This is a genomic window from Spirosoma aerophilum (assembly GCF_054782495.1).
Window position 1 is genome coordinate 941,162 of the sequence record NZ_BAAGSJ010000013.1, and the last position, 13,720, is coordinate 954,881.

Genomic DNA, 13,720 nt, shown 5'->3' on the forward strand with positions numbered 1-13,720 from the left:
TACGAAATTATTAATGAAACGTTTAGTGGGTAAATGGCTACTCTTTCCATTCAGTGGACTTTATGGACTTATAACAGACTTACGTAATTGGCTATTTAGCAGTCACTTATTAACATCAACTCGTCCGTCAATCTATACGATTGGAGTGGGCAATTTGACAGTTGGCGGTACGGGAAAAACACCCATGATTGAATTTTTGATTAAACGGTCTTTAATTTTTGCCAAAATGAAGTCGGGGGAAACCGCTACCCTGAGTCGAGGGTACGGTCGAAAAACGACTGGCTTTCGATTGGCTACAGCCACCGACACTGCCGGGACAATCGGCGATGAACCCCTACAACTGTATCGCAAATTTTCTCCATTCGTTCGCGTCTGTGTGGGTGAGCGCCGGGTTGAGGCTATTGTTTCTTTGTTGAAACTTTACCCTGAAACCCGGCAGTTGTTGCTGGACGACGCCTTTCAACACCGGGCCGTTGATCCCCACCTTTCCATCCTTCTGATGGATTATAATCGACCAATCTACGAAGACTACCCATTTCCTGCCGGACGACTTCGCGAACGGCGAAAAGGAGCCCGTCGGGCCGATGCAATTGTCGTAACCAAATGCCCCGCCAACTTATTTGCTACCGAGCAGCAGCGTATTTGTGCGAAAATCCGGCCGTACGCACGAGCGGAAACCCCCATCTTTTTTGCTGGTTTGCAATACAGCGACCCGGTTTCCTTCGCGAAACAGCCACCTGTCCGGCTAATCAGGAAGGTTATTTTGGTGTCGGGGTTGGCCAATGCACGGCCGCTGGAGCAGTATGTTCAGCAAACCTTTGCCATGCAGGAGCACCTTTGTTTTGGCGACCACCATGCTTACACCCGGGCTGAACTGGACACTATTTTGGCAGACATTGGACCCGACGTCGCCCTGCTTACCACCGAAAAAGACTGGGTTAAACTGGATGCCCTGATAACACCGGAGGAACGGGCTTCATTGCCCTTGTACTATTTGCCGGTTGCCATTCAGTTTTTGCCCGGCCATGAGCAGGGCTTTTCGCAATTTTTAGATCAATCAAGCCTTAAAAATCGTTAACTAAACCCTGACAACGAATGTGTGTCCGACGTTTTGCCGTACTTTTGACCTGATGAAGCGTAGTTTTCTTTTCTTTCTTTTCAGTCTAAGCATCACGCTCAACGGGTGGGCGCAACAGTTTCCGGGCAGCACCCAGGTGCCGGGTGGTTTCGGGGGGCGGCAGAGTATGCCGACGTCAACAACGGGTACCAACGGCATCGACGATTCGACGAAAGTAATTTATGGCCCTAAGTCGACCCGTTTCGTTCTGGAAGACGACATTTTCAATAACCGGCGCAAACTGTACACCCTCGATACGACCATGGACGATGTCCATCGGTTCACCTACGTTCAGCGGAGTAAAAACCTGTACCAGGATTTAGGCACGCTGGGTACACCCATGCGCCCCGTTTTCCTGCAAACACCCCAGCAGCTTGGCGCTCAATCGGGCTATTATGTCTTCTCGCCCTACGCGTATCAGGCTCAGGATGTAAAATATTTTGATACTAAATCCCCCTTCACGGATATGTATATCGCGCTGGGGGGAAATAATCAGAACATTTTGCGTTTTGATATGTCGCAGAACATTAATCCACGCTGGAATGTGGGTTTTGATGTGCAGCGCTTTACCTCCCAAAAACAGTTTGGTACGAGCGGTAATAATGATCCATACAAACTTTTAGCGCAAAATTGGGGTGTTCAGCTACACACAAATTACCGGTCCAAGAATGATAAATACACCCTGCTGGCGAACTTCATTAATATGAACCACAGCCTGGATGAGCAGGGGGGCGTTTTACCCGGTCAGACCGCTGATGGTGTACCCATTCCGTTTAACTATACCGGCGACTCCCGTCTTCGGAGCGGGAGTTCAACTGTGCAGGGGCCACACGGCTGGGATATTCGAAATAACTGGCACGTTTATCACCAGTACATCCTCGAAAAAGGCTTTCAGCTCTATCATAAATTTGATTATCAGACTCAGAAGAATTTTTATCAGGACGATACACTGAGCCTGAATCAGAGCGATGCGCTATTAACGACAGCGGGAAACGCCCGGCGATTTTATCCCACCATTTTAGGGGATACATCCCGCCTTGAGCAACATGCCCGGTTTCGCCTGCTTGAGAATCAATTTGGTATAAAAGGAATCGCTCAATACAAAGGAGCTTCGTTCAATTATCGGGCGTATCTCCGTATTCGTAATTATAAGCAGGAGTCGCGCTACAACACCTCCCGAACGCAGTATAACGAATACCAAACGGTCGGTCTGGAGACCTTTGCAGGCGGATGGCTTGGGTATTATTTCCCGGACAGTCTGTCCCGGCTAACCGCCGAAGCGGAGTTAGGAGCCGATGGAAGCCGACGTTTACAGGTCCAGGTAGAAAGTAAGTTTTTGACGGCTGGGGGCTCGTATGTGAACATCCAGCCCACACTCGTACAGGAGCGCTTTCAGAGTAAGGTCTACAACTGGCCTGATCCATCGAATGGGCTGCTTCCCCTTATCAAACGCGATTACTGGCATGCCTATGGAAAGCTGAATGTTGCCTACAGGAAGCTTCGGCTGGAGCCAAGTCTGGACTATTATCTGGTAAAAAATTACATTTACTTTGATGAAAAAGGGGTGGTTCAGCAGGAAAATTCGCCGATAAGCATCGTTCGGCCTGGTTTAAGGTATCACCTGCAGCTCGGTAAATTTTTGATTTCGGGATTGGCCTATTATACCGCCAAGGAAGGGCCGGACGTTATTCGAATGCCACCTCTATTCGTAAACACCCGGATTCAGTACGAGTTTCTGTATGCCAAGGTGTTGTATATCCAGACAGGGATTGATTTACACTACAAATCAAAATACTACGCCGATGCGTATATGCCGCTGACGCAACAATACCACCTGCAAAACCGGCAACAGGTAGAAGGCTATGTACTGGCTGACTTATATGCGAATTTGCGTATTAACCGAACCCGTCTGTTTATTAAGTTGACCCATGCCAATCAGGGCCTGGTAACACCCGGATACTACGTTGCGCCCGACTTTTTGCAGATACGCCGTGGGTTCGCTTTTGGAGTTGACTGGTATTTATTTGACTGATCTTAACCACAAAACAGGTAAGAGATGAGGGATTACTGCTTCTTAACGTATAGCAAGTAGTCGTTATGTTTGCGTAGTGTTTTTTTCGATTGCATTCATTTCTGATTCATTAATAAACTTTTTCTTTTGCATGGATCCATTTCAGATTCAAAAAGCACCCGTTCAATATGACGTAGCCATCGTTGGCTCCGGTGCTGGAGGAGGCATGGCAGCCTACACACTGGCTAAAGCGGGTGCTAAAGTCGTTTTATTGGAAGCAGGTGGCTATTTTGACCCAGCTGACCCTAAGTACATTACTCAACTGAAATGGCCCTGGGAGTCGCCACGCCGTGGTGCGGGCACAACTCGCGCGTTTGGTGATTTTGACGCTGCCTGGGGTGGCTGGGATATCGAAGGAGAGCCGTATACCAACGCTAAAGGATCCGACTTTCAGTGGTTCCGGTCCAGAATGCTTGGCGGACGCACGAACCACTGGGGACGTATTTCCCTTCGGTTTGCCCCCGACGATTTCCGGCGCAAGAGCATGACTGGTGTTGGCGAAGACTGGCCAATCGGGTATGATGATATCAAACCGTATTACGACCGGATTGACCGGATGATCGGTGTCTTTGGCTCTGTTGAGAACATGCCCTCTGAACCGGATGGGATTTTTCTGCCGGCGCCAAAACCCCGTCTACACGAGTTAATGATCCGAAAAGGTGCCCGGAGTATTGGTATTCCCGTCATTCCATCGCGTCTGTCGATTCTGACCAAGCCGGTTAACAACGAGCGGGGTTCCTGCTTTTACTGTAGCCAGTGCGGGCGGGGGTGTCAGGCATACGCCGATTTTTCCTCGTCGTCGGTTTTGGTGAAACCCGCCATGAAAACGGGTAACGTGACCCTGATTAACGGGGCTATGGTGCGGGAGGTTCTTACCGATCCATCAACTGGCCTGGCCACGGGTGTTAGTTATGTAGATACCCAAACGCTGCAGGAAGTTACCGTAAAGGCGAAGACCGTAGTGCTGGCTGCCAGCGCGGGAGAAACCGCCCGTTTGTTGCTTAACTCCAAGTCGAGTCGTTTTTCAACCGGCCTGGCTAACTCCAGCAATGTGGTTGGTAAATACATTAATGATTCGACGGGTGCGAGCCGGTCGGCCTTTATTCCGGCCCTGATGGACCGCAAACGCTACAATGAAGATGGCGTAGGGGGTATGCACGTGTTTACTCCCTGGTGGCTTGATAACAAGAAACTGGATTTCCCCCGTGGTTACCACATCGAATACTGGGGTGGCATGGGCATGCCTGCGTACGGATTCGGTTGGGGCATCGAAGCCATGAACGGAATGATTCCGGGTCGCGATGGTAAAATGAAGCCCGGTGGCGGATACGGCGCCGGATTGAAAGACGATTTCCGTCGTTTTTACGGTGCCTATGTTGGTATGGCCGGTCGGGGCGAGCCTGTCCCTCTGGAAAGTAACTACTGCGAGATCGATCCAAATGTGGTTGATAAATACGGTATTCCGGTCCTTCGCTTCAACTACAAATGGTCGGAATATGAGATTAAGCAGGCGAAGCACATGCAGGAGACCTTCGAGGAAATAATTCATTCGATGGGCGGCATGGCGCTGGGCGACAAACCCAATGCATCCAACAACTACGGATTAGCCTCTCCGGGTCAGATCATTCACGAGGTTGGTACCGCCCGAATGGGGAACGACCCAAAAAATTCGGTGCTGAATAAATACCAGCAGGCCCACGACGTAAAAAATCTGTTTGTCGTTGATGCGGCACCTTTCCCATCGCAGGGTGATAAAAACGTTACCTGGACCATTCTGGCCAGTTCCATGCGTACCAGTGAGTATATAATCGATCAGGTTAAACAGAAGAATATCTAACGTTTTTATCGTACTGATAACGACAAACATTAAACCCGAAGACAAATGAAACGCAGAGATTCCCTAAAAGCCCTCTCGCTCACGGGTTTTGGCCTGGCTGTCAATCCTGTTGAAGCCGCCGTACCCGCACCCCCCGATGTAAAACCCCTGAAAATACCGGGTGGCCGTCAGAAATTTGAAGCTGAGCGCGATGCCCGGTTACATGCAGAGAAATTCTTTACGCCCCATGAACTGCAAACGGTAACGGTACTGTCAGACATTATCCTTCCGGCCGACGAGCGTTCGGGGAGTGCCTCTCAGGCAGGCGTACCGGCTTTCATTGAGTTTATGATGAAAGACCAGCCCCGAAATCAGACACCTATGCGGGGTGGAATCCGGTGGCTCGATAACACCTGTACAAAACGCTATGGTAAGCCATTTGTACAATGTACCAAAGCCCAGCAAATCGATATGGTAGAACAGATTGCCTACCCTTCGAAAGCTAAGCCGGATATGACCCAGGGTGCTTCTTTCTTTAGCCTCATGCGAAATATGACAGCTACGGGCTTCTTCACCAGCCAGATGGGTATCAAAGACCTTGGCTACGTTGGTAACGTACCAAACCAATGGGATGGCGTACCCGACGATGTATTGAAACAATATGGTCTTGCGTATGAAGAGCGTGAGCTAACGCAGGGTAAATAACAGTATACGCTTATAAAAAGGCCTTATTCTAGGAATAAGGCCTTTTTTGTTTTACACATGTCTGTGAAAACACGCCAACAGAATATACCATTGTTGAATATAGTAAGGTGCTGCCATCCCGACTTCCAATGACATGACAAAACGTATACGTATGAAGGTGTCAAAGAAAATGCTACAGGATTTAGGGCAGGGGTTATGTTTATTGGACTTGTCATTTGCTTGGTAAATTGGAAACAGGCGAATAGTTACCACTTCAAAAACCATTAAAACTTTACCGAATTTTAACCTAAATCAATCGCTTGTCCATGAATATCAGTTCTGACTTCCCGGGTTATTAAAAATACAAGTTTTCATTCTAGTCATAATTATAACTTATTAATAAACTAACAGTAGACAAGGCAATAATAAACTACAGATTAGTATTCCAAATACTATTTTTAATTCCCGGGAGCCCCGTACACCTTTCTGATACGACCTTATGGGTGTATACCCTGATTAAAAAGTATACTATATATCTGTTATAAATTTTAAAAATAGAATAGTCTATAAACTATGGCCCATGTATTGGTAGATGGTGTGCTCGATCACCAGAAGATAAACGGATATAGTACTGATAGGTTGACGACGTATGTGGTGTGGTTTACCTGGTTGGGTATGCTCACTTTTGCTTTAAGCTGGATAGTGATGCTGGCTCCCAATATGCCAATTGCTGAAGATTGGTTAATGGTTCCTGCCCTGACAAATAACGAAACGGATTTTGCTGGCTGGCTTTGGAGACAGCAAAACGAACATAGAGTCCCTTTTCCCAAACTTATTTACGTTGGCCTGCTTAAAATCAGTCATGGTGATTTTCGGGCGGGTATGGTTTTTAACGTTTTAATAATGGGGATTATATCGGCCGTTATTATCCGTACCTGTTACCAGTTAAGAGGTAAGAAACTTTTATTGACTGATATATTTATTCCAGTTCTTTTATTACACACAGGGCACGGCGATAATTTTTACTGGAGTTGGGAAATTACGTATGTACTGCCCACGGTTTTAACATTAATCCTTGGGTTAATAATTATTCAGTACAAATCTGCTTTCAAACCATTCACCGCTGTAGTAGCTGTTGTTTGTTTATTTTTATTACCCTTATGTGGTGCTAATGGATTAATATCCTGTGCGATATTTACGCCTTTTATTGTTTTGGAGGGCTTCATTCAATGGAAAAATAAAGAGCCTTTAACGAAACGCTGGATTGGAGTTTTTTTATTGGCTAGTGTGGTGTTGACGGGCCTTGAGGTTGGTTTTTATTTTATCGGGTACGAACGCCCACCCTGGAATCCACCAAGCCCCAGTTTATGGGCCACGATCTCGACAGGTTTAAAGTTTCAGACACTCGGTTTTGGCCCAGGTACCGAGCGTTACTGGAAACCCGCCATCGTATTTGTTAACCTGTTTCTTATGGCAACATTGGCTTTTATGATGACTAAAATCAAGGTTGACTTTTCCAGTCAGTCACGTCGCAAGTGGGGTTTGTTCGTACTTCTGGGGGGGTGTCTTGCTTTTGCGCTGGCTATGGGGCACGCCCGGGCAGGCCTTGTACCCACCTACGGTTTACCCCGCCGATACGCCATTCTGGCCGTTCCGGCCGTGTTTGCGGCCTTTTTCATCTGGGAACTTTACGGCCAAAAACGCCTGAAAATGTTTGTGCAGTTTATACTGCTTGTTGTGATCGTTGGCTTAATAAATCAGAATGCTAAAAAGGGCCGTGCCTGGCTGACCTATTTTAATGATGGGGCTAAATTAACGGTAAACGATATAGAAGCCGGTATGCCACCTTCTCTGATCGCCAAACGAAATCGTCAGTTTCTCCTTCACTGGGATGAGGCTGGATTGGCGAAGTACATTGTCATGTTAAGACAAGCCAGAATGGGCGCTTTTCAAAACGTTAAACTGACTGCACAAAAGAGCCTCACTGTGCCCCTTTCAACGGTAAATACAAAATAAATTTGCTGACTATTACCGCTTTTTTCTCAGAATCATTAGTTAATCATAGCTTGTCAAACATTTTTCTGTATCGATTGTCATTTACGGTAAATTTCTGTTAGCTACGATTACGATCCAGAAATCAATTAAAGCTTTATGTTTTTTGCCGTATGGTATTCGAGCCTGATTAATGGCTAGCTGAGTAAAAAATCATTCGGGAGTATACTGCCTCTACTTTAGCGTCTCCGTTAATCGTGTACACCCATACATCGCTTTTGCGATTATTCCACATATATGAATTATAAGAAAATAATTTACTTCCTGGCTGGCGTAATTTTAACGGTTTCTCTTTACAAAATTGTTAGTAATCGATTTAATAAAACTACCCAATCAACCTACAAATTTGATGAGCCGGTTATTGGTGTTTATGATCGGACTCATGTACTGCCTACGACATCAACTGCTGCCGCTTTTCAGCATATTTCCTTGACGTTGACCAAGTCGTTCGAAGAAGCCGAACTTGCTAAACTAACCATCCCGACCAACAAGCCTTTACTGGTGACCATCCTGATGCCCGAAGGCACTTTCTTCGGAGGCAGTAATCTAAAGCAAATTGCTTCGGGTGATTATGATGATTCATTTAAAACGCTTTGCGAAGGCCTTGTCAAAAAGGACGCGAACCTTTTTTTACGTATGGATCCGGAAATGGAAGTACCCGTCCAGTGGGTAGCCTGGCAAAACCAATCTCCCTACGATTACATCCGGGCCTTTCAACACTTTTCGCTTGTGTGCAAGGCAGTTGATCCAAGAATTCGAATTGTTTGGGGACCGGCCGGCTATCCGGGGGCGGATGAATTCTGGCCCGGCAGTAAACCCGTCGACGCGATTAGCGTCACCCTGGATAGTCGATCAGAACAATTAACAACGGCTTATCCGCATGCCCCTGATGCGGTAACTGAATTAAAACGAAAAATCCATCGGATGCGGTTTATGAATAAACCGATCCTCATGTTGGGACCGGCCAACTTTAAAGCAAATGCTCAAAATGACACCCTGCCCAAAAGAGCCATTCACGAGATCGATCAGAATCAACAATTTATTTATGCGACTGTGCATCCTGATCTGTCGGATCAAAAAGGGGCAGTTCGGTCGACAACTAAACCTGTTCTGGGGGTATATGATCCCGGCAAGTTACTACTCACCGCACCACCCATTACGGTAGAACACATATTCGTCAGTCTGGATAATATTGAAGATGGACTCTTTGCCAGGGCCTTTCAGGAGATTACGGCCCGTCACCACAACGCCATTGTAACGGTTGAGCCCTGGAAAGACAAAAAGCGTATCAGACCCAATCAGGTACTCCAAAACACAGTGGATGGGGCCTACGATACTCAATTCACCGAATTATACAGAATCATTTCCAACACCCGTCAAACAGTCTATCTGCGGTTTGCACACGAAATGGAAATTCCCATTCATCGCTATCCCTGGCAAAGTCAGGACCCTGTTTTGTATACGAAAGCTTATCGGTACTTCATGAACTTCGATAAAAATCACCCTAAAAACATAAAAAGGGTTTGGGGACCAGCCGGTGATCGGGGCGCACTGGAATGGTGGCCGGGTAACGATGTCGTGGATTACATCAGTGTGGCTATTTATGGATTACCCGACAAGAATATCACTGACCCAAAAAAGCAGGAATCGTTCAGCACCATTTTCAATCGTAAATACTACCGCATGCGTTTTGCCGATAAACCAGTTTTCGTGACGGAATTTGGGGTAAAAGGCCCGGAAGATTACCAGCGGCAATGGCTTGACGATGCCGCTACGTTTATCAGAGAGCAAAAAGAGATTGTGGGTGTCTGTTATTTTAACCTGGCTGATAATCCGGACGTTTGGGGGAAAATGCCTGCTCCAGACTGGAGTATCAATAAAAAAACCTTTTTGAATTTTGTAAATGAACTGACAAAGTAGCCCACCTGATACGTGTTTTCAGGCCAGGACTGCCATTGTAGAAATAGCGACTGATACGTGAACTATATAATCCATTTGTAAAAAACTGATGACAATTAAAAAAAATAGCTTTCAGGCGGTTGACCGCCAATAAGTTATCAGTGATTGGCTAACTTTTTCCGATTAGTATTCGCCCTTTCCGCCTTTTTTCTAGTACTTTTACATCCCGTAACGACCTAAACAGGTTTCAATCATGGCGGCTACGGGACCAAAATCCGCGAAATATATTTTTGTTACTGGCGGAGTAACTTCATCACTAGGCAAGGGCATCATTGCCTCATCATTAGCCAAATTACTTCAGGCACGGGGACTTACGGTAACGATCCAAAAATTCGATCCGTATATCAACATTGACCCCGGCACACTCAATCCATATGAACATGGCGAATGCTATGTGACCGATGACGGGGCTGAAACCGACCTCGACCTGGGTCACTACGAGCGGTTTCTGAATCGACCTACCTCACAGGCGAACAACATCACCACCGGTCGGATTTATAACAATGTAATCACCCGCGAACGTCGGGGCGATTTTCTTGGCAAAACGGTACAGGTCGTTCCACATATCACCGACGAAATCAAACGAAATATCAAGCTGCTGGGCGAAACCGGTGATTACGACATCGTTATTACTGAGATCGGTGGCTGCGTTGGCGATATTGAGTCCTTGCCATTTGTTGAAGCCGTTCGTCAGTTAAAATTCGAACTGGGGGAGAAAGACACACTCGTCGTTCACCTGACCCTCGTGCCGTATTTACAGTCGGCGGGTGAGCTGAAAACCAAACCAACCCAGCACTCCGTTCGAATGCTGCTCGAAAATGGGGTTCAACCCGATATTATTGCCTGCCGTACCGAACATCCGCTACCGCAGGACATTCGACGGAAAATCGCTCAGTTTTGTAACGTTCAGGTCAGTTCGGTCATCGAAGCCATCGATGCGGAGACCATCTACGACGTCCCGTTACTGATGCAGAAAGAGCGACTTGACCAGCGGGCGTTATACATGCTCGATCTGTATAATGATAAAGATGCTGATCTGGATGCCTGGAAAGCGTTTTTGGGGCGGCTCAAGAATCCGGGCGATACAGTGCGCATCGGCCTCGTCGGTAAATATGTAGAATTGCATGACGCCTATAAGTCCATTGCCGAGTCGTTCATCCACGCGGGTGCCGCCAATGAATGTAAAGTGCAGCTGGAATGGATTCAATCCGAAACATTAGTCGACGAGCACCATTGCGCTGAAGTGCTGGGCGGATTAGATGGTGTACTCGTTGCGCCGGGCTTTGGTGAGCGGGGCATTGAAGGCAAAATCAATGCTGTCCGTTTCGTCCGTGAGCGGGGAATTCCCTTCCTGGGTATTTGCCTGGGCATGCAGATGGCCGTGATCGAATACGCCCGGAATGTGATGGGTATTGCTGATGCGCACTCTACCGAAATGGAGCCCCATACGCCGAACCCCGTGATCAGTATGATGGAAGCACAGAAGAGCATCACGGATAAAGGAGGTACCATGCGTTTAGGGGCCTATGCCTGTAAACTGAAGCGCGATTCGCTGGCCCATCATATTTACGGAAAAACACAGATCAGTGAGCGCCACCGTCACCGGTATGAGTTCAATAACGATTACCTGGAAGCTTTTGAAAAGGCAGGATTCAAACCGACAGGAATCAACCCGGATACTGGATTAGTGGAAGTGGTTGAATTAAAAGGACATCCCTGGTATGTCGGGGTACAGTTTCACCCGGAGCTGAAAAGTACCGTTATGAACCCACATCCTCTGTTTGTGCAATTTGTGAAGGCTGCTCACGCCTATAGTCAACGTAAGCGCAACAGTGAATCTACATCCGACTTATCAACCGCCCATGTAGAAACGGTGGATGTGGTTGATTAAGCGGCCGGATTGGCGTAATTTTACGCAAAATAGTTAGTTAGTCAGTAAGTCGGTAAGTCAGTAAGTGGCTGACGCATTCGTAATAAACGCCGGTCTGCCGGTCGGGTCAGCCACTTACTGACTTACTGACTTACCGACTTACTAACTCACTAACTTATAAAATGGATCGTAATCAACTTATTGGCATTGTCCTGATTCTGGCAATGCTGGTCGGCTACCAGTTACTGGTACCAAAACCGGCGCCGGAAAAACCGACTGCCCAACAAACACAGACTACCAAACCAACGACGGCATCCGGCCTTGCGGGAAGCCGAACGGCTGCAACGGCCAATAGCCAGAGTGACTCAACCGGACAAAAAATTGATTCAGCCGCTGTTAAAGCTCAGTTTGGCGATTTTGCTGCTGTCGCTACCGGAGAGACACGCGATATCGTTGTTGAAAACAAAGATGTTAAATTAACCTTTAGCACCCAGGGTGGTCGCGTTAAAGAGGTTGTCCTTAAAAACTACCAGACCTTTGACAAGAAACCATTGGTGTTGATCGATGATCAGAGCAGTAAGACACTTCTTGAATTACCAACCAATCGGGGTAAGGTTGATCTGCACCAGCTTTATTACCAGACAACGGCCCAAGGGGGTACTTTAAACGGCCAGCCTCAACAAATCGTTTTCCGGGCCGAGATAGCACCGGGTCAATCGGTTGAGCAGATCTATACCGTTCCGGCCGAAGGCTATGTGTTGGATTATGACCTTAAACTTAATGGTCTAAATAGTTCTCTTGGTGCTGGTGATGTTCGGTTCTTCTGGGAAGACAAGATGCGGCAATATGAAAACGACCTGGCGAACAATCGCCGGGCTGCCACCATCAATTACCTGACGGCCGATGAAAGTTTCGAGAAATTAACGGAAGGAGAAAGCAGCCAGGAGGCAACGGTTGAAGAACCCGTTCAATGGTTTACAATCAAGCACAAATATTTCCTGTCAGGTTTTGTTGCCAAAAATGCTCCCTTACAGAAAGCGACGTTTAAATCGCTGGCTGATCCGGCGGATAGCAGTGTCGTTAAGACGGCCATTGCCGATGTGTCGCTGCCGATTGCCGATATAAAAGCCGGAAAAGGACAATATAAATTTTTCTATGGTCCCAACGATTTTCAACTTCTTGGAAAAGTTGCCCCGGAATTTGATCAAAACGTTTACCTCGGATATTCGATCCTGAAGCCGATTAACAAATACTTTTTTGTTCCGGTTTTCAACTTCCTTGGCCAGTTCATTACCAACTATGGGTTGTTGATCATTGCGCTGGTGGTGTTTGTGAAACTCATTCTAACACCGTTAACCTACAAGTCATACATCAGTATGGCCAAAATGCGGGTACTTCAGCCGGAGTTGAACGAGATGAAGGAACGCGTTGGCGATGACATGGCCAAGCAGCAGTCGGAGCAGATGAAGTTATACCAGGAGGTGGGTGTTAGCCCATTGAGCGGATGTGTACCGGTACTGGCGACCATGCCTATTCTGTTTGCGCTGTTCATGCTCTTCCCGAACCTGATCGAGCTACGGCAGAAATCGTTCCTGTGGGCCAATGACCTGTCTACTTACGATGCCTTCATTACTTTCCCGACGATTCCATTTATCGGGAGCCACCTGAGCCTGTTTACCGTGCTGATGACCATGTCGTCGATCGCGTATGCGTATTATAACAACCAGACCACGCCAACACAACCGGGACCGGTGAACATGAAAGCGATGAGCTACGTTTTCCCGCTCATGTTTATGTTTGTGCTGAACTCGTACCCTGCTGGTTTGACATTCTATTACTTTGTGTCGAACGTTGTTACGATCCTGCAGCAACAACTGATCCGTCGGTTTGTTGATGAGGATAAGATTAAAGCTGTGCTGGATGAAAACCGTCGGAAAAACGCAGCTGGCGAAGGCAAGAAACCAGGTGGTTTCCAGGCCCTTTTGCAAAAACAACTGGCTGCGGCTGAAGAAGCCCGTAAACAGGCCGATGAAGCCCAGCGTCGGGCAAAATCTAAAAAATAAGGAAAGAAGAATGACCGGAATAACAATCGTGTCCTGTCATTTGAATCAGCAACTGGTAACACAAACCTTAATAAGAGGTTTCCTTTGA

8 protein-coding genes are annotated in these 13,720 nt (G+C 47.1%); all 8 read left to right on the plus strand.

Annotation, left to right across the window (positions count from 1 at the left end):
- Window positions 1–13: 13 nt before the first annotated feature.
- Window positions 14–1,078 (plus strand): tetraacyldisaccharide 4'-kinase, encoded by a 1,065-nt coding sequence (lpxK, locus tag ACYVK4_RS15380; protein WP_461128407.1) that lies wholly within the window; start codon window positions 14–16, stop codon window positions 1,076–1,078.
- A 52-nt stretch (window positions 1,079–1,130) separates the two neighbouring features.
- Entirely contained in the window at window positions 1,131–3,149 is a 2,019-nt protein-coding gene (locus tag ACYVK4_RS15385; RefSeq protein WP_461128408.1) for a putative porin, read from the plus strand.
- A gap of 130 nt (window positions 3,150–3,279) precedes the next feature.
- Window positions 3,280–5,025 (plus strand): GMC family oxidoreductase, encoded by a 1,746-nt coding sequence (locus tag ACYVK4_RS15390; RefSeq protein ID WP_461128409.1) that lies wholly within the window; start codon window positions 3,280–3,282, stop codon window positions 5,023–5,025.
- Between the two features lie 45 nt (window positions 5,026–5,070).
- Window positions 5,071–5,709: a gluconate 2-dehydrogenase subunit 3 family protein gene (locus tag ACYVK4_RS15395; RefSeq protein WP_461128410.1), complete on the plus strand. Its 639-nt coding sequence runs from the start codon at window positions 5,071–5,073 to the stop codon at window positions 5,707–5,709.
- A 552-nt stretch (window positions 5,710–6,261) separates the two neighbouring features.
- Window positions 6,262–7,704 (plus strand): hypothetical protein, encoded by a 1,443-nt coding sequence (locus ACYVK4_RS15400; protein ID WP_461128411.1) that lies wholly within the window; start codon window positions 6,262–6,264, stop codon window positions 7,702–7,704.
- Between the two features lie 273 nt (window positions 7,705–7,977).
- Window positions 7,978–9,660: a glycoside hydrolase family 26 protein gene (locus tag ACYVK4_RS15405; RefSeq protein WP_461128412.1), complete on the plus strand. Its 1,683-nt coding sequence runs from the start codon at window positions 7,978–7,980 to the stop codon at window positions 9,658–9,660.
- A 232-nt stretch (window positions 9,661–9,892) separates the two neighbouring features.
- Window positions 9,893–11,590 (plus strand): CTP synthase, encoded by a 1,698-nt coding sequence (locus ACYVK4_RS15410; RefSeq protein WP_461128413.1) that lies wholly within the window; start codon window positions 9,893–9,895, stop codon window positions 11,588–11,590.
- A gap of 161 nt (window positions 11,591–11,751) precedes the next feature.
- Complete coding sequence (gene yidC / locus ACYVK4_RS15415) at window positions 11,752–13,632, plus strand: membrane protein insertase YidC (protein WP_461128414.1); 1,881 nt, start codon at window positions 11,752–11,754, stop codon at window positions 13,630–13,632.
- Window positions 13,633–13,720 lie beyond the last annotated feature (88 nt).